At 74.2% G+C, this 17,471-nt stretch carries 15 protein-coding genes, 1 pseudogene and 1 riboswitch; of the genes and pseudogenes, 6 read left to right on the forward strand and 10 right to left on the reverse strand.

The genetic code is table 11. The features are described from left to right. Positions 1-186 precede the first annotated feature (186 nt). Positions 187-1,107, reverse strand: a complete 921-nt coding sequence (gene purU / locus ACFWH7_RS15640) for a formyltetrahydrofolate deformylase (protein WP_378217629.1) — start codon at positions 1,105-1,107, stop codon at positions 187-189. Between the two features lie 107 nt (positions 1,108-1,214). Here purU and ACFWH7_RS15645 point away from each other — a divergent pair, with 107 nt between their 5' ends. The 5 genes from ACFWH7_RS15645 to ACFWH7_RS15665 all read left to right on the forward strand — a co-directional run bounded on the left by ACFWH7_RS15645 (position 1,215) and on the right by ACFWH7_RS15665 (position 6,465). Beyond that, positions 1,215-1,733, forward strand: coding sequence for a GNAT family N-acetyltransferase (locus ACFWH7_RS15645; protein ID WP_378217631.1), 519 nt, complete (start codon positions 1,215-1,217; stop codon positions 1,731-1,733). A gap of 57 nt (positions 1,734-1,790) precedes the next feature. Further along, a riboswitch (ZMP/ZTP riboswitch) is annotated at positions 1,791-1,901 on the forward strand. Positions 1,902-1,982: 81 nt separating this feature from the next. After that, entirely contained in the window at positions 1,983-3,272 is a 1,290-nt protein-coding gene (gene glyA / locus ACFWH7_RS15650) for a serine hydroxymethyltransferase (RefSeq protein WP_378217633.1), read from the forward strand. After that, positions 3,269-4,150 (forward strand): bifunctional methylenetetrahydrofolate dehydrogenase/methenyltetrahydrofolate cyclohydrolase, encoded by an 882-nt coding sequence (locus tag ACFWH7_RS15655; protein ID WP_378217635.1) that lies wholly within the window; start codon positions 3,269-3,271, stop codon positions 4,148-4,150. The genes glyA and ACFWH7_RS15655 overlap by 4 nt, the downstream gene beginning before the upstream one ends. 87 nt (positions 4,151-4,237) lie before the next feature. After that, the gene (locus ACFWH7_RS15660; RefSeq protein WP_378217637.1) at positions 4,238-5,560 is read left to right on the forward strand and encodes an MFS transporter; all 1,323 of its coding nucleotides are present in this window, start codon (positions 4,238-4,240) and stop codon (positions 5,558-5,560) included. 101 nt (positions 5,561-5,661) lie between these two features. Next, positions 5,662-6,465: an exodeoxyribonuclease III gene (locus tag ACFWH7_RS15665; protein WP_378217639.1), complete on the forward strand. Its 804-nt coding sequence runs from the start codon at positions 5,662-5,664 to the stop codon at positions 6,463-6,465. A gap of 94 nt (positions 6,466-6,559) precedes the next feature. Here the strand turns inward: ACFWH7_RS15665 and galK are convergent, their stop codons facing one another. The 7 genes and pseudogenes from galK to ACFWH7_RS15700 all read right to left on the reverse strand — a co-directional run bounded on the left by galK (position 6,560) and on the right by ACFWH7_RS15700 (position 14,679). Further along, entirely contained in the window at positions 6,560-7,903 is a 1,344-nt protein-coding gene (gene galK, locus ACFWH7_RS15670; protein ID WP_378217675.1) for a galactokinase, read from the reverse strand. Continuing rightward, a pseudogene (gene galT / locus ACFWH7_RS15675) lies at positions 7,877-9,079 on the reverse strand (galactose-1-phosphate uridylyltransferase); the annotation flags it as partial. The gene galK and the pseudogene galT, both read right to left, overlap by 27 nt. A 54-nt stretch (positions 9,080-9,133) precedes the next feature. Then, positions 9,134-9,907 carry a DeoR/GlpR family DNA-binding transcription regulator gene (locus ACFWH7_RS15680; RefSeq protein WP_378217641.1) on the reverse strand — a complete coding sequence of 258 codons (774 nt, stop codon included), beginning with the start codon at positions 9,905-9,907 and terminating at the stop codon, positions 9,134-9,136. 101 nt (positions 9,908-10,008) lie between these two features. After that, a complete protein-coding gene (locus tag ACFWH7_RS15685) occupies positions 10,009-11,220 on the reverse strand; it encodes an ABC transporter permease (protein ID WP_378217643.1) in 1,212 nt (403 codons plus the stop codon). Beyond that, positions 11,217-12,113: an ABC transporter ATP-binding protein gene (locus ACFWH7_RS15690; RefSeq protein WP_378217645.1), complete on the reverse strand. Its 897-nt coding sequence runs from the start codon at positions 12,111-12,113 to the stop codon at positions 11,217-11,219. Before ACFWH7_RS15690 ends, ACFWH7_RS15685 begins: the two co-directional genes overlap by 4 nt. Then, a complete protein-coding gene (locus ACFWH7_RS15695; protein ID WP_378217647.1) occupies positions 12,110-13,129 on the reverse strand; it encodes an efflux RND transporter periplasmic adaptor subunit in 1,020 nt (339 codons plus the stop codon). Before ACFWH7_RS15695 ends, ACFWH7_RS15690 begins: the two co-directional genes overlap by 4 nt. Positions 13,130-13,530: 401 nt before the next feature. Next, the gene (locus tag ACFWH7_RS15700) at positions 13,531-14,679 is read right to left on the reverse strand and encodes an Mrp/NBP35 family ATP-binding protein (protein WP_378217649.1); all 1,149 of its coding nucleotides are present in this window, start codon (positions 14,677-14,679) and stop codon (positions 13,531-13,533) included. Between the two features lie 109 nt (positions 14,680-14,788). Between ACFWH7_RS15700 and ACFWH7_RS15705 the strand changes: the two genes are divergently transcribed. Then, entirely contained in the window at positions 14,789-15,586 is a 798-nt protein-coding gene (locus ACFWH7_RS15705; RefSeq protein ID WP_378217651.1) for a maleylpyruvate isomerase family mycothiol-dependent enzyme, read from the forward strand. Positions 15,587-15,602: 16 nt separating this feature from the next. On the opposite strand, the gene ACFWH7_RS15710 is transcribed toward ACFWH7_RS15705, so the two are convergent. Together ACFWH7_RS15710 and ACFWH7_RS15715 are read right to left on the reverse strand one after the other, a co-directional pair. Continuing rightward, positions 15,603-16,112 (reverse strand): DUF1003 domain-containing protein, encoded by a 510-nt coding sequence (locus ACFWH7_RS15710; protein WP_378217653.1) that lies wholly within the window; start codon positions 16,110-16,112, stop codon positions 15,603-15,605. Further along, the gene (locus ACFWH7_RS15715; RefSeq protein WP_378217655.1) at positions 16,105-17,451 is read right to left on the reverse strand and encodes a magnesium transporter MgtE N-terminal domain-containing protein; all 1,347 of its coding nucleotides are present in this window, start codon (positions 17,449-17,451) and stop codon (positions 16,105-16,107) included. The genes ACFWH7_RS15710 and ACFWH7_RS15715 overlap by 8 nt, the downstream gene beginning before the upstream one ends. Positions 17,452-17,471 lie beyond the last annotated feature (20 nt).

Raw genomic sequence — 17,471 nt, forward strand, 5'->3', positions numbered from 1 at the left:
GTTTTTTTTTTTTTTTTTTTTTTTTTTTTTTTTTTTTTTTTTTTTTTTTTTTTTTTTTTTTTTTATTTTTTTTTTTTTTTTTTTGGTCCCGCGGGCGCCCCCCCCCCGCCTCACCGGTGGTGGGGGGGGGGGGGGGTCGCCGTCGTGCAGGGGGAGGTGCCGGCGAGCCCGGCGGGAGCCCGCGGCTCAGCGGAAGACGACGGTGCGGTGCCCGTCCAGGAGCACGCGGTGCTCCGCGTGCCAGCGCACGGCGCGCGCGAGCGTCTGGCGCTCGACGTCCTCGCCGATCGCGACGAGGTCCTCGACCCGGCGCGAGTGGTCGACGCGCTCGACGTCCTGCTCGATGATCGGGCCCTCGTCGAGGTCGCCCGTCACGTAGTGCGACGTCGCGCCGATGAGCTTGACGCCGCGGTCGTGCGCCTGGGCGTACGGGCGTGCGCCCTTGAAGCTCGGCAGGAACGAGTGGTGGATGTTGATGATGCGACCGGGCATCTCGCGGCACAGCTCGTCCGAGAGGATCTGCATGTAGCGCGCGAGGACGACGAGCTCGACGTCGAGCTCGGCGACGAGCCCGCGCAGGCGTGCCTCGGCGTCGGCCTTGGTGTCGCGCGTGACGGGCACGTGGTGGAACGGCTTGCCGTAGAACGTCGCGATGTCCTCGAGGTCGCGGTGGTTGCCGACGACGCCGACGACCTCGATCGGCATGCCCTGGGAGCGCTCGCGGTACAGCAGGTCGACGAGGCAGTGCGGCGCCTTGGAGACCATGAGCAGCGTGCGGACCCGGCGCCCGACGACGTCGAGCTGCCAGGTCATGGCGAACCGGGCCGCGACCTCCTCGACCGCGCGCTCCAGCTCGGCGCGCTCGGCGGCCGCCGTGACCTGCACGCGCATGAAGAAAAGCCCCGAGAGCGGGTCGCCGAACTGCTGCGACTCCGTGATGTTGCCGCCGAGCCGCGCGAGGGCCCCGGCGACGGCGTGCACGATCCCCGGCCCGTCGGGGCACGAGAGCGTGAGGACCCAGTGCGTGGGGTCGCCGGTCGAGGGCTGCGCGGTGCGGAGCGCCGAGGTGTCGGGGACGTCGGCGCCACGGGGATCTGTCGTGGACACCCCTCAGAGGGTAGCCGCGTCCCGGCGGTGACGAGGCCGCCGTCCGGAAGCCCGACATCACCCGGACACGCGCGGTCGGGCTGCGCGATGTCTGACACGATGTCTTCATGAACGACGCGCAGATCACGACCCGCCTCGTCGACGACGCCGAGGCCGGTGAGCTCCTGACCCTGCGGCGGGCGGCGTTCGTCACCGAGGCGCAGCTCTACCAGGACCCCAACATCCCCCCGCTGACCCAGACCCTCCACGAGCTGCGCGACGACCTCGCGCGTGAGGACGTCGTGACGATCGGCGCGTGGCTCGGCCCGCGCCTGGTCGGCTCGGTGCGGGTCGAGATCGAGGACAGCAAGGCGACGCTCGGCCGCCTCGCCGTGGCACCCGACATGCAGGGCCGGGGCATCGGGACGCAGATGCTCTTCGAGGTGCTGCCGTACCTGCCGGAGCAGACCACGGAGATCTGGGTGTTCACCGGCAAGGACTCCAAGCAGAACCTCGCGATGTACACCAAGCACGGCTACGAGGAGCAGTACGACAAGGCCGCGGGCGACCTCACCTACACCTACCTGCGCCGCATCCTCGGCGAGGCCGAGGCGCGCAACGAGTCCGACGCCGTCGGGCAGGAGTAGCAGCGCGACGGGCCCCGGGCGAGGGCCCGGGACCCGACGACGGGCCGTGCGCTAGGATCGACGCGTCGCGACTGGCGCCGCCCGGTGGATCTCCGCCCGGGCAGGGTGGATCACCACCGGGGAGCGACACGCTGTGCAGACGACGGGTCGTTCGCCTGGGCCCCGGGTCACCCCCTGGTGGGGCGTACCCGGCGAGCCGGGAACGTGACCACCGACGACACACTGCCAAGCACCCGCGGAGGAGACGCCATGAGCGCCCAGCCAGCCGACAACGTCCTCGACACCCCGCTCGCCGAGCTCGACCCCGAGATCGCGGCCGTCCTCGACGGGGAGCTCGCGCGCCAGCGCGACACCCTCGAGATGATCGCGTCCGAGAACTTCGTCCCGCGCGCCGTCCTGCAGGCGCAGGGCTCCGTGCTGACCAACAAGTACGCCGAGGGCTACCCGGGCCGCCGTTACTACGGCGGCTGCGAGCAGGTCGACATCGCGGAGAACCTCGCGATCGCCCGCGCCAAGGAGCTGTTCGGCGCCGAGCACGCGAACGTCCAGCCGCACTCGGGCGCCACGGCCAACGCCGCCGTGCTGCACGCGCTCATCAACAAGGGCGACAAGATCCTCGGCCTGGAGCTGGCGCACGGCGGCCACCTCACGCACGGCATGAAGATCAACTTCTCCGGCAAGCTCTACGACGTCGCGGCGTACGGCGTGGACCCGCAGTCGTACCGCATCGAGATGGACGAGGTCCGCAAGCAGGCGCTCGAGACGCGTCCCGACGTCATCATCGGCGGCTGGTCCGCCTACCCGCGCCACCTCGACTTCGCGGCCTTCCGCGAGATCGCGGACGAGGTCGGCGCGAAGCTCTGGGTGGACATGGCGCACTTCGCGGGCCTCGTGGCCGCGGGCCTGCACCCGTCCCCGGTGCCGTACGCGGACGTCGTGTCCTCCACGGTGCACAAGACGATCGGCGGCCCGCGCTCCGGCTTCATCCTGAGCAAGGAGGAGTACGCCAAGAAGATCGACTCCGCCGTGTTCCCGGGTCAGCAGGGCGGCCCGCTCATGCACGTCGTCGCCGCCAAGGCCGTGTCGTTCAAGATCGCGGGCTCGGACGACTTCCGCGACCGCCAGGAGCGCACGCTGCGCGGCGCGAGCATCATCGCCGACCGCCTCGCCCAGGCCGACGTGGCCGCGGCCGGGGTCTCCGTCCTCACCGGCGGCACGGACGTCCACCTCGTGCTCGTCGACCTGCGCCACTCGGCGCTCGACGGCCAGCAGGCCGAGGACCTCCTGCACGAGGTCGGCATCACCGTGAACCGCAACGCCGTGCCGTTCGACCCGCGCCCCCCGCGCGTCACGTCCGGTCTGCGCATCGGCACGCCCGCGCTCGCGACGCGCGGCTTCGGTGACGCGGAGTTCACCGAGGTGGCCGAGGTCATCGCGACCGCGCTGCGCGAGGGCGCGGCGGCGGACGCCGACGCGCTGCGCGCCCGCGTGCGCAAGCTCACGGCCGACTTCCCGCTGTACCCGGGCCTGCACCAGTGAGCGCGCAGCTCCTCGACGGCAAGGCGACCGCCGCCGCCATCAAGGCCGAGCTCAAGGAGCGTCTCGCGGTCCTCGCCGGGAAGGGCGTCGTGCCCGGCCTGGGCACTCTGCTGGTCGGCGACGACCCGGGCTCGCAGTGGTACGTCGCGGGCAAGCACCGCGACTGCGCCGAGGTCGGGCTGTCCTCGATCCGCGAGGACCTGCCGGGCGACGCGACGCAGGAGGAGATCGAGGCCGCGGTCCGCCGCCTCAACGAGGACCCGGCCTGCACGGGGTACATCGTGCAGCTCCCGCTCCCGAAGGGCATCGACACCAACCGCGTGCTCGAGCTCATCGACCCCGCCAAGGACGCCGACGGGCTGCACCCGACCAACCTCGGGCGCCTCGTCCTGCGCGTCAACGAGGAGGTCACCTCGCCGCTCCCGTGCACGCCGCGCGGGATCATCGAGCTCATCGAGCGGCACGGCATCTCCCTCGCGGGCAAGGAGGTCGTGGTCGTGGGCCGCGGCGTGACGGTCGGCCGCTCGATCGGCCTGCTGCTCACCCGCCGCGCGGTCAACGCGACGGTGACGCTCACGCACACCGGGACGACGGACCTCGCGGACCTCGTGCGACGCGCCGACGTCGTGGTCGCGGCGGCGGGCGTCCAGGGCATCATCACGCGCGACATGGTCAAGCCGGGTGCCGTCGTCATCGACGTCGGTGTCTCGCGCGAGGTCGACCCCGAGACCGGCAAGAGCCGGGTCGTGGGGGACGCCGCGCCCGACGTCGCCGACGTCGCGGGCTGGATCTCGCCCAACCCCGGCGGGGTCGGGCCCATGACGCGCGCGATGCTCCTCGCGAACGTCGTCGACGCGGCGGAGCGCGCCTCCGCCTGAGCTCGTCCTCGGGGCGCGGTCGTGGGAAGTCCCGCGGCCGCGCCCTGCGGCGTTCCCGGGCCGACGCGCAGGCGCTAGTCTGCGCGGGTGACGAGGGCGCGCATCGCGACGACGGCGGCGTACGCCGTGCAGGGCTTCGGGTTCGCCGTGGTGCTCACGAGCATCCCGGGGTACAAGGAACGGCTCGGCATGGGCGACGACGTCGTCACGCTCGTCGTGCTGGGCGTGTGCGTCTTCGCCGGGCTGGGCAGCGCGCTGTCCGGCGTCGTGGCGGCGCTCCGCGGCGCGCGCGCCGTGGTCGTGGGCGGCCTGCTGCTCGCGGCGCTCGCGGTCGCGGGCGTCGGGCTCGCGCCGTCGTGGCCGGTCTTCTTCGTCGCGATCGGGCTGTACGGCCTCGCGCTCGGCGCGGTCGACGCCGCGATGAACATGCTCGGGATCGACGTCGAGCGCGCGCACGGCCGCAGCCTGCTCGCCTCGTTCTACGCGGCCAACGCCGCCGGCGGTGTGCTCGGCGCGCTCGCCGTCTCGGGCAGCGCGCTCGTCGGGCTCGGCCAGCCGGTCGCGCTCCCGCTCGTGGCGCTGCTCGTGGCTGCGGGCGCCGCGTGGCTCGCGCTGCGTCTGCCCGACGGCGGCACGACCGTCCCGGGAGCCGCGGCCCCGGGCGGGACTCCGGGCACGGAGCGGTCGGCCGTGGCGGACCCGCTGGCGGTCGGGGTCGCGGGCGACGGTCGCGGGGCGGCGCCGCTCGGGTCCGTGACGTGGGTCGCGGCCGGCACGATCGCACTGCTCGGCGCGGGCATGCTCGCGTTCCCCGTCGCGGACTCCGCGGTGTCGAGCTGGAGCGCGACGTTCCTGCGCGACGTCCTCGCGGCGAGCGCGGCCGCCGCGCCCCTGGGGTACGCGGCGTACCAGGCGGCGCTCATCGTGTCGCGGCTCGTGGGGGACGGTCTCGTCGAGCGTCTCGGCCGGGTGCGGGTCGTGCGGCTGGGCGGCACGCTCGGCGCCCTGGGGTTCGTCGCGGTGGCAGCGGCGCCCGCCTGGCCCGTCGCGGTGCTCGGGCTGGCGGCGACCGGGCTCGGGCTCGGCGTCGTCGCGCCGCTCGCGTTCTCCGCGATCGGGGACCGCGCCCGCGAGGCGGTGGCGGCGGGAACGGGCACGGGCTCGGCGGAGCCGTCGGCCGGGATCGTCGCGACGGTCACGGACCGCGCGGTCGCGCGCCTCAACGTGTTCACCTACGCGGGCGCGGTGCTCGGGGGCGTGCTCACCGGCGTCTTCGCGACCGCCCATCACCTCCGGGTCGGGTTCGTCGTCCTCGCCGTGCTCGCGGCGGTCTCCGCGGTGCTTGCCGGCGCGTTCCGGCCCGCGCGCGCCGCCCTCGTGAGCGTGAGCGAGGCCACGCCGCCCGCGTGACGCCGCGGACCAGTCCTGTCGGTGGCGTGTGATGGGATGGCCGGCGTGCCGCGACCGTCCTGGCAGCCGCGCACGACCGCCATCGAGGAGGACGAGCCCACTTGATCACCATCGCCACCGCCAACGTCAACGGGATCCGCGCCGCCTACCGCCGCGGGATGGACGCCTGGATCGCGTCCCGGACGCCCGACGTCCTCCTGCTCCAGGAGGTCCGCGCACCCGACTCGATCGTGAACGACTTCCTCCAGGGGTGGCACGTCGCGCACCAGGCGTGCGACATCAAGGGCCGCGCCGGCGTCGCCGTCGCCTCGCGGCTGCCCGTCTCGGCCGTGCGCGTCGGGCTGGGCGCCGGCGAGCCGGAGCCGCCCGTCGACACGGGCCGCTGGGTCGAGGCGGACCTCGAGCTGCCCGACGGCGGCCGAGTCACCGTCATCTCCGCGTACATCCACTCCGGCACCGTGAGCCAGCCGGAGACGATGGTGGCCAAGTACGCCTACCTCGAGAGGGTCACCGCGCGCCTGCGCGAGCTCGCGGCGACGGGGGAGAAGGTCGTCCTGGCGGGCGACCTCAACATCGCGCACCACAACGTCGACATCAAGAACTGGCGCGGCAACCTCAAGAGCGCCGGCTTCCTCCCGGAGGAGCGCGCCTACGTCGACACCTGGCTCGACCAGGTCGGCCTCGTCGACCTCGGCCGCGTCCACGGCGGCGAGGGCCCCGGTCCGTTCACGTGGTGGTCCTGGCGCGGGCGCGCGTTCGACAACGACTCGGGCTGGCGCATCGACTACCAGCTCGCCACGCCGTCGCTCGCCGAGCGCGCCGTCAAGGTCGAGGTCGACCGCGCGCCGACGCACGACGAGCGCTGGAGCGACCACGCGCCGCTCGTCGTCACCTACGACGTCTGAGACGTTCCGGCCTCGCCGAACACGACATGAGCGTCGTCATGTGTCGCACAGCGACCCTCATGTCGTGCTCGGCGGTGCGTGAGTCGTGCTCGGGTCAGGCGACGCGCTCGGCGGGTGCGGACGGTGTCGCGAGGAGGAAGCCGGGGGCCCCGAGGCCCTCGCGCTCGAACGCGGCGCGGACGGCGTCCGCGACGGCCTCGACCTGGTCGGCCCGGACGAGCGCGATCGCGGAGCCGCCGAACCCGCCGCCGGTCATGCGGGCACCGAGGGCGCCGGCGACGCGTGCGGCGTCCACGGCGACGTCGAGCTCGACGCTCGAGACCTCGTAGTCGTCGCGCAGCGACGCGTGCGAGGCGTTCATGAGCGGCCCGACCGCGTCGGGGCGGCCGTCGCGCAGGAGTGCCACGAGGTCGCGCACGCGGCCGATCTCCGTCACGACGTGACGCACGCGGCGGCGAGCGACGTCGTCGGGCAGCTTCTCCAGGGCGACGGCGAGCGCCCCGGCGGGGTCGTCGCTCGCGGCGACGGCGTCCGCGAGCTCGCGCAGCGAGCCCAGCCCGAGCGTCCGGGCGGCGTCCTCGCACGTGTCGCGTCGCGCCGCGTACTGGCCGTCGACGAGCTGGTGCTCGGCGCGCGTGTCGACGACGAGCAGGGCCAGCCCCGCGGCGTCCAGGTCGAACGGGACCTGCTCGGCGGACTCGACGGGGTCGAGGCCGGGCCGGCAGTCGAGGAGCAGCGCGTGCCCGGCGTGCGCGCGCAGCGACGCGGACTGGTCCATCCCGCCCGTCGGCGCGCCCGCGATCTCGTTCTCGGCACGGATGCTCGCCGCGGCCAGCGCGGCGCGGCCGGCGTCGGTCGAGGCCAGGCCCAGCCCGGCGACGTCGTCGAGCGCGACCGCGACCGCGCACTCGAGAGCGGCCGACGAGGAGAGCCCGGCCCCGAACGGGACGCTCGAGTCGATCGCCGCGTCGAAGCCCGTGACGGCGCCCGGGTCGGCGCCCTGCGCGACGAGGTGCTCGCGCAGCGCCCACGCGACGCCGGCGACGTACGACCCCCACCCGGAGACCGTGCCCGGGGCGACGTCCTCCAGCGTCGTGGTCCACGTCTCGCCGGGTGCCTGCGCCGACGCGAGCCGGACGACGGAGTCGTTGCGCGGGCGCAGCGCGACGTACGTGCGGTGGGGGAGCGCGATCGGCAGGCACAGGCCCGCGTTGTAGTCGGTGTGCTCGCCGATGAGGTTGACGCGACCCGGCGCGGCCCAGACGTGGACCTCGTCGGGGTGCTCGCCGGCCGTCTCGTCGTCGTCTCGGTCGTCGTCCTCGCTGAACGCCGCGGCGAGGACCGCGCGCGCCCGGGCCGCGCCGTCGTCGTCGGACCACGAGCGGACCCAGCCGCGCGCGGCGCTCGACGGGGCGAGCTCCTGGAGGCGGGCCGCGATCCGCTCGGGCGTCGTGTCGCTGATCCATGCGCCCATGCCGGACTCCGAGCCGGCGAGGTACTTGAGCTTGCCCGGAGCGCGCAGGACGGAGAAGACCTGGAGGTGGAGCCGGGCGAGGGTGACGTCGTCGGTGCCGCCGTCCGCGACGGAGCGGCCCTCGCGCGCGGGCGCCTGGTGCCACGCGGCGATGTAGGGGAGCGGGATGGGTTCGCCGTCGGCCGTCTCGAAGAAGCGGTCGAGGCGGCGCAGGAGCTCGAGGTAGGCGGTCGCGAGGTCGTCGCGCTCGCCGTCGGTGAGCGCGGGGAGGTCGGGGACGTCGCGTCGCGGGGCGAGATGGACCTCGACGGGCCAGCGGGCCGCGAACGGCACGTACGCGACCCAGTGCTCGGTCTCGAGCACGACGCGACGCCCGTCCGCGAGCTCGGAGTCGAGGACGTCGCGCAGCAGGTTGCGGCCCGTGCGGCGGTGGTGCTCGCGCGCCTCGTCGAGCAGCGCGCGCGTGCGCGGCGTGACGTACGGGTAGCCGTAGATCTGCCCGTGGGGGTGGTGCAGCGTGACGCCGATCTCCTGGCCCCGGTTCTCGAAGCAGAAGACCTGCTCGACGCCGGGCTCCGCCCCGAGCGCGGCGGTGCGGTCGGCCCACGCGTCGATGATCGTGCGCACGCGCTGCGGCGAGAGCGCGCCGAACGACGTGCGGTGGTCGCTCGAGAAGCACACGACCTCGCACCGGCCCGCGGCCGGGGCGTGGAGCTGGAGCGGCGCGTCCTCGACGACGGCGTCGGCGACGCCGGGGACGCGCTGGAGCGACGGGAAGCGGTTCTCGAACACGACGACGTCGTAGTCGGTGTCGGGGACCTCGCCGTCCGAGTAGGCGGCCCCGGGACGCGCGGGGCACAGCGGGCACGAGTCCGCCGCCGGGAGGAACGTGCGGTTCATCCGGTGCGCGGCGAGAGGAACCCAGTCACCCGTGAGCGGGTCGCGGCGCATCTCCGGCCCGATGTACGGCTGCGGCGTCCCGTCGGGGCCGGGGACCGGGGCGAACCGGTCGGGCAGGGGACGCGGGTCGTCGAGCCGACGTGAGCGCTCACCCGAGACGTAGGCGGGCGAGTCGTCGAAGTAGACGAGCTCGCGGCCGTCGGCGAGGCGGGTCGAGGTGCGGCGCAGGTGCGGGTTCATGCGTGCGGTGTTCCGATCGCGATGCGGTGGGGAGGCGGCGGCTGCGGTCCGCCGTCAGGCGACGACGAGCTGCTCGACGAGGTCCTGGACCCGGGCGCGCTCGTCCTCGGCGAGCCGGGCGTCGGTGACGAGGACGTCCACGTCGGCGAACGTCGCGAAGACGCGTAGTCCGGTCGTGTGCCACTTGGTGTGGTCGGCGAGGACGACGGTGCGGCCGGCCGACTCGATGAGCGCGCGGTTGGTCGCGGCCTCGTCGAGGTTCGGCGTGGTCAGCCCGATCTCCGGGTCGACGCCGTGCGCGCCGACGAACGCGAGGTCGACGCGCAGGCCCGCGAGCGCGGCCTCGGCGAGCGGCCCGACGAGCGCGTCGGACGGCGTGCGGCTGCCGCCGGTGAGGATCGTCTCCAGGCGCGGGTCGTTCGCCCGGTGGAGGACCTCGGCGACGGGGAGCGAGTTCGTGACGACCGTCAGGGGCCGCAGCGCTGGGTCGGCGGCGATGCGGGCGGCGAGCAGGTGCGTCGTCGTGCCCGCGCTCAGCGCGATGGACGCGTTCGCGGTGATGAGGCGCGCGGCGGCCGTCGCGATGGCCTCCTTCTCCGCGGCCTCGCGCGAGCTCTTGGCGGCGAAGCCCGGCTCGTGCGCGGTCGTGTGCGGGGCGACGGCGCCGCCGTGGACCTTGCGGACGAGGCCCTGGTCGGCCAGCTCGACGAGGTCGCGCCGGATCGTCATGTCCGAGACGGCGAGCTCCCGGGTCAGGTCGCCGATGCGGACCGCGCCGTGGTCCCGGATCTCCGCGAGGATGCGCTCCTGGCGCTGTGAGGCGAGCATGCGAACAGTATTGTCCACATCGCCGAGAAATCCAACACGATCGAACATGACCGAACATCGCAGGCGCGGTCCGGCCCGGCGGCGGCCGGACCGGGCCCGCGTCAGTAACGGATCGCGTCGATGACCTTGACCCGGACGGCGACGAGCGCAGGGAGAAGTCCTGCGAGCGCTCCGATCCCGACGGCGGCGAGCATGCCCGTCACCGCGGCGGAGAACGGGAAGCCGGGGGCGTCCTGGACGGCCGAGCCCATGAGCGCGTCGAGCGGGACGTTGTGGAGGGCGACGACCGCGACCGTCACGCCCAGCACGCCCGCGACGGTCGTCGCGACGACGCTCTCCATCATCACGGAGAAGAAGACGCGTCCCGAGCTCGCGCCGAAGCTCCGGCGGATCCCGATCTCGCGGATGCGGTACCGCACGGTGACGAGCGCGATGTTGACGAGCCCGAGCCCGCCGAGCAGGAGCGCGATCACGCTGACGCCGAGCACGACCCAGCGGATGGCGCCGTCGACGACGGCGTAGCCCGCCGAGTCCGACCGGAAGACGTCGGCCTGCGTGCCGCTGAGCGCCCCGGCGACGTCGCGCTGGATGGCCTCGACGAGCCCGTCGGCGAGGTCGTCGGGGACCCACAGCTCGAGCCGGGGCGGGCCCGCCATCTCCAAGGTCTCCGGCGTGACCCAGGCAGACTGCGCGTCCACGAGGACGTAGGCCTGCGGCTCGGCCTGCGGCCAGTCGTCCGGGAACGCCCCGACGACGGTCGCGACCACCGGGTTGTCGCCCCCGATCGTCACGGTCGGGTGCTCTGCGACGGTCACGCCGCCGAGCGCGTCGAGGAACGCCTGGTTGACGACGAGCGCGGGGGCGAGCCGGTCGGCGTCGGCGTCGGTGAACCAGCGGCCGGACGTCACCTCGAAGCGGTGCATCGTGGCCCAGTCCGCCTCGACGCCCGTGGTGTACACCTCGCGCGTGCCGTCGGGGAAGCGGACGGGGGCGGGCGCGTCGCGCAGCATCGACGAGAAGCCGATCGCGTAGCGCTCGACGACCTCGTCGAACACGCGCTCGTACTCCTCGGGCGCCGGCATGACGCTCCCGCCCTCGCCGGTCGGCCACGCCGAGACCTGGAGCGTCGCGGCGCGGCCGTTCCAGCGGTCGTTCTGCTCGGCGGAGACCTGGCGCAGCATCTCCCCGGCGGCCGAGATCGCGGTGATCGCGCAGACCGCGACGGCGACGCCGACGAGCGCGAGCAGGACGCGCACCTTGTGGACGCGGAGCTCGTCCCACGCCTCGAGGACCGCGCCGACGATCCCGGTCACGCGGCGTCCCCCGTCCGCGGTGACGCGCCGTGCGAGGCGACCAGCGGGCGGGCGACGTGCTCCGCCTGGTCGTCGCCGGCCTCGAGCGCGTGCGGCGCGGTGTCGTCGTGCGCGCCCGGACCGTAGGGCCCGACGCCGCCGGTGCCCGGCCTCGCGGCGTCTCCGCTCGTCGCCTCGAGCGCGGCGAGCGACCCCGCGCTGCGCGCGCTGATGGCGATCGGTGCGAGCACGCCGTCGGCGAGACGGAACTGCCGGGCCGCGCGCGACGCGACGGCGAGGTCGTGCGTGATGGCGATGAGCGCCGACCCGTTCTCGCGCGCGATGGTGTCGAGCAGGTCCATGACCTCGCTGCCCGTGTCGACGTCGAGCGCCCCCGTCGGCTCGTCCGCGAGGATCACGCGCGGCACGCGCACGAGCGCGCGGGCGATGGCGACGCGCTGCTGCTCCCCGCCCGAGAGCTTCTCCGGGCGTGTGTCGAGGCGGTCGCCGAGGCCGACCCGTTCGAGCATCTCCGCGGCGAGCGCGCGGCGCTGCCAGAACTGCCGTCCGCGCGCGTACAGCAGCGGCGCGACGACGTTCTCGAGCGCCGTGCGGCCCTGGAGCAGGTTGAACTGCTGGAACACGAACCCGAAGTCCGTGCCGCGGCGCCGCGCCCGGGCGCGGCCGGAGAGCCGGCCGATAGGGACGCCGTCGAGCAGGTACTCCCCGCCCGTCGGGGTGTCGAGGAGCCCGAGGATGTTGAGGAGGGTGGACTTGCCGGTGCCCGAGCGCCCGACGATCGAGACGTGCTCGCCCGCGGCGACCGTGAGGTCGATACCGCGCAGGATCTCGAGCTCGCGGTCGTCGGGGAGGAGCACGGAGCGGGCGACGCCGCTCAGCTCCAGGAGGCTCATCCCCCCATCACCTCGCCGGTCATCGGGTCCACGACCGGGACGACGTCCTGGCCAGGCACGAACTCGAGGACCTCGTCGCCCTCGGCGAGCCCCTCGGTGACCTGCACGACGCTGCCGTCGGTGAGGCCGAGCGTGACGGCGCGCTCCTCGGGTTCGCCGTCCGCGCCGACGACCCACACCTTGCCCTGCTCGACCCGGCCCAGGACCGCGGTCACGGGGACGACGAGGGCGCCCTCGACCGAGCCCGCGGTGATCTCGAGCTCGGCGGCGAGGCCGGCGAAGACGGTGACGTCACCCGGCACCGCGCACGTGACGCTCGCGGACGAGGCGCCGGCAGCGGGGTCGGGCACGCCCTCCTCGGGCGTCCCGGCGGGCGCGGCGGCGGTGCCCATGCGCAGGTTCGTGCACGTGAACGGGGCGGGCCCGCCGGTGACGGTGACGTTCGCCTCGGTCGGGATCTGGAGCAGGCGGAACTGCTGCTCGGCGACCATGCTGCCCGTGACGGAGAGCGTCCCGGGGGAGATCGACGCGAAGTCCTCCCCGACCGCGACCTCCTGGTCCTTGAGGGCCGTGAACGTGGCGACCGTGCCCGCGGTGGTGGCTTTCACGGTCTCCTTCGTCACCTTCGGCCGGCGCTCGGTGACCGTGACCTCGCCGGTCTCCGGGTCGGTCTCGGTCAAGGGCTCCCGGGGCTCCTCGAGCGTCACCTCGAGCAGCGGCGCCCCTGCCTCGACGACGTCGCCGGGCTCGGCGTGCACGGCCGTCACGACGCCCCGCTGGGTCACCTTCTGCGGGGCTGCCGGGTCGGCGACGATCTGCCCGGTCAGGGTGACGGTGTTGGTGACGTCGCCGGTGGTCACGGCCACGCGGGGCTCGACGATCTCGGCCGAGGGGACCGCCGGGTCCGTGGGCGGCTCGGGAGCGGAGCGGAAGGCGATCACGGCGAGCGCGGTGGCGATGACCCCCCAGATGACGATGCGGAGGGCGGGGAAGACGATCCGGCGGGTGATACCCACGTGCGGGCTCCTGGGACGACGGTGGCGGACGGCGAGCGGGCTGCTGGCGACGGGCGGCTGGTCGCCCGGCCCGAGGCTAGGGGGCGGGGCGGGAGGGCGTCGTCATCCCTGGGGAGGAGTTCTCTCGTGATCTCTTCACCACGGGGTCACTGTTCGGTAACGGGGTGGACGAGCCTTGGCGCGAGAGCCGGGCGCGCGCGAGGCGCACGAGGGCAGGGCGGAGCGGCGACGACGCCACAGCAGGATCCCCCTCACCGGCCCGACGGCCGTCCCCCTGACGAGATGCGGGCGAGACTATACCGTGGCACGGAGAAAAGACAGGGGCCTTTCCTGTCGGCCCCGCGGGAGGCGCGTCGAGCCCCCACGGTGACGGACCGTGGGCCGGGTGCGACGGACCTCGGTCAGACCACCGTGACGCCGAGCGAGCGCCCCGCGAGACCGCGGGGACGGCGCGCGAGACCCAGCGCGACGTCGTGCAGCGCGACGGCCGCGGGCGAGCCGGGGTCGGCGAGGACCACCGGGGTACCGCCGTCGCCGGCCTCGCGCAGCGACACGTCGAGCGGGACCTGGCCGAGGAGCGGGACGGTGGTGCCCGTGGCGCGCGACAGGTTCGCGGCGACGCGCTCGCCGCCGCCGGACCCGAACACCTCCAGCCGCGACCCGTCCGGCTGATCGAGCCACGACATGTTCTCGACGACGCCGACCACGCCCTGCTGCGTCTGCGTGGCGACCGAGCCCGCGCGCTCCGCGACCTCGGCGGCCGCGACCTGCGGCGTCGTGACCACGACGATCTCGCTGCCCGGCAGGAGCTGCGCCACGGAGATCGCGATGTCGCCCGTCCCGGGCGGCAGGTCGAGGAGCAGCACGTCGAGGTCGCCCCAGAAGACGTCCGCGAGGAACTGCTGGAGGGCGCGGTGCAGCATCGGTCCGCGCCACACGACCGGCTGGCCGGGCGGGACGAACATGCCGATCGAGACGACCTTCACGCCGTGCGCGATCGGCGGCAGCAGCATGTTGTCGACGCGCGTGGGCTGCCGGTCGACGCCGAGCATGCGCGGGATGGAGAACCCGTAGATGTCCGCGTCGACGACGCCGACCTCGAGACCCTGGGCCGCGAGCGCGACCGCGAGGTTCGCCGTGACGGACGACTTGCCCACCCCGCCCTTGCCCGACGCGATGGCGTAGACCCTCGTCAGCGACTCCGGCTTCGCGAACGGGATCTCGGGCTCGCCCACGCCGCCGCGCAGCATCGTGCGGAGCTCCGCGCGCTGCTCCGCGCTCATGACGCCCAGCTCGACGCGCACGTCCGCCACGCCGTCGACCGCGCGGACGGCGGCGTCGACGTCGCGCGACAGGGTGTCGCGCATGGGGCACGTCGCGACCGTGAGGTCGACGCCCACCGTGACGACCGCGCCCGGCGCACCGGGCGCGACCGCGACCGAGCGGATCATGCCGAGGTCCGTGACGGGGCGGCGGATCTCCGGGTCGAGGACCGCGGTGAGGGCCTGCCGGACGGCGTGCTCGAGCGGGTCTGCGGCGGGGTCGGGCATGGACCCATCGTAGGCGTGCGGGCGGCACCGTCCGCCGGGCCCTAGGTCCCGGGACGGACGTGAGCGGCATCGCACGCCGTGGTGCGCCGAACGGGTCTACCGTGCTCGGATGGACGCACTGGCCTCCCTCGCACGGGACAGCGAGCTGTTCGGCGACGCCGTGCGCAGCGCGCCCCCGGACGCGCGCGTGCCGTCGTGCCCCGAGTGGACGGGGGCGGACCTGCTCTACCACCTCGCGGAGGTGCAGGACTTCTGGGCGCGCGTCGTCGGGCCGGCACCCGGGCAGGGCCTCGACGGCGACGACGTCGACCCGCTCGCCCGCCCGTCGTCGGACGCCGAGCTGCCCGCGCTGCTCCAGCGCTCGACGAGCAGGCTCGTCGCCGCGCTCACCGGCCGGGACCCCGAGGAGCCCTGCTGGTCGTGGCACGAGGAGGGTCGCCGCGTCGGCTGGGTCCTGCGCCGACAGGCGCACGAGGCGCTGATCCACCGCGCGGACGCGGAGCTCACGGCCGGACGGGACGTGACGCCCGCCGACCCGGACGTCGCGGCGGACGGTGTCGACGAGGTGCTGTCGGTCATGGTCGACGGCGTGCCCGGCTGGGGCGTGTTCACGCCCGACGGCGCGACGGTGTCGGTGGTCGTGGACGGGTTCGGGGAGAGGCCCCGGAGCTGGGAGCTCGCGTTCGGGCGCTTCACGGGGACGGGCCCGGAGTCGGGCACCGCGTACGACCTCGACGTCGCGCAGCTCGTCGACCTGCCCGGCTCGACCACGACGCAGGTCGCCGGTCCCGCGTGGGCCCTCGACCTGTGGCTGTGGGGCCGCGGGACGGCCGACGGCCTGGCCGTCGAGGGGGACCCGGCGCTCGCCGAGCGCCTGCGCCGCGTGGCGGCCGAGGGGACGCAGTAGCGGGTCGGGTCCGGCGTCAGCGGTCGGCGGCCTCGTCGTCGGCCGGGCGGGCCGACTTCTCCTCCAGCTCCTCCAGCAGGTTGCGGATCTCCGAGCGGACGAAGTCGCGCGTGGCCACCTCGCTCAGCGCGATGCGCAGGGCCGCCATCTCGCGCGCGAGGTACTCGGTGTCCGCGAGGTTGCGCTCGGCACGCTGGCGGTCCTGCTCGGCGGTGACGCGGTCGCGGTCGTCCTGGCGGTTCTGCGCGAGCAGGATGAGCGGCGCCGCGTACGACGCCTGGAGCGAGAGCATGAGCGTGAGCGCCGTGAACCCGAACTCCGCGGAGTCGAACCGCAGGCCCTCCGGCCCCCACGAGTTCCAGATGATCCACACCGCGCAGAACACGGTGAGGTAGACGAGGAACCGGGGCGTGCCGAGGAACCGCGCGATGCCCTCGGTCGCCCGGCCGACCGCGTCCTGGTCGACCTTGACCCGCGGGATGAGGGTGCGCCGCGCGCTCTTCGGCGTGTCGAGGCGGTCAGCCACGGGTCACCCCCGCCGCGCCGCCGCGACCGGCTGCCGGTCGGGACGGCAGCGCCCCGGGGGCGAGCGCCGCGCGCGCCTGGTCCGTGTCCACGTCGTCGTCGGTCTCGCGCCAGTCGTCGGGCAGCATGTGGTCGAGCACGTCGTCGACGCTGATCGCGCCGAGCAGGCGCTTCTCCGCGTCGAGCACGGGCACGCACAGGAGGTCGTACGTCGCGAGGATCCGCGTGACGCGGCCCAGCGGGGCGTCGGGCGCGACGCCCTCGACGTCGGAGTCGAGCACCGAGCCGACGGCGGCGTGCGGGGGCTCGCGCAGCAGTCGCTGGAAGTGCGCGACGCCGAGGAACCGGCCCGTCGGCGTCTCGAGCGGGGGCCGCGCGACGAACACCATCGACGCGAGAGCGGGGGCGAGGTCCTTGCGCCGGATCTGCGCGAGCGCCGTGGCGATCGTCGTCTCGGGGCCGAGCACGACCGGCTCGGAGGTCATGAGACCACCCGCGGTGTCCTCCGCGTAGGCGAGCAGGCGGCGCACGTCGCGCGCCTCCTCCGGCTCCATGAGCTCGAGGAGCTGCGCCGCCTGCGCCTCCGGGAGCTCGTGCAGCAGGTCCGCCGCGTCGTCGGGCTGCATCGCCTCGAGGACGTCCGCGGCGCGGTCGGTGTCGAGGCCGGAGAGGATGGCGACCTGGTCGTCCTCCGGCAGCTCCTCGAGGACGTCGGCGAGGCGCTCGTTGTCGAGCGCGCCCGCGACCTCGAGCCGGCGCGTGTCGCCCAGGTCGTGGATGACGTCGGCGAGGTCGGCGGGCTTGAGGTCGTCGTAGGCGGCGAGGAGCATGGCGGCGCCCTGTGCCTCGGTGCCGCCCGCGAGGCCCGTGACCGCGCCGACGTCCACGACGATCGCGTCGCCACGCCGGCGCAGGCCGAGCGTGCCCTTGTGCTGCGCCCGGCGCCGCACGTACAGCTTGGTGACGAGCCAGTCCCCGGTGCGCTGCCGCTCGATCGCGAGGTCCTCGATCGTCGCCGAGCCCGACCCGTCGACGAGCTCGACCGTGCGCTCCAGCAGCTCGCTCACCGCGAGCGTCTCCATCGCGCGCTGCTCGAACCGCCGCATGTTCACCAGGCCGGTCGAGATGACCTGGCCCGCGTCGATGCTCGTGACGCGCGTCAGGGGGAGGAAGACCCGCCGCCGCCCCGGCACCTCGACGACGAGACCGACGGCGCGGGGCGCGCCCTTGGGCCGGATGAGCACGACGACGTCCCGCACCCGTCCGACCTGGTCGCCGATGGGGTCGAACACGCTGGTCCCGGCCAGACGCGCGACGAAGACGGTGGTGGCTGCGCTCACGCGGCCAGCCTACGCACGCG

It is taken from the genome of Cellulosimicrobium cellulans (assembly GCF_042723955.1).
Taxonomy (GTDB): Bacteria; Actinomycetota; Actinomycetes; order Actinomycetales; family Cellulomonadaceae; genus Cellulosimicrobium; species Cellulosimicrobium cellulans_H.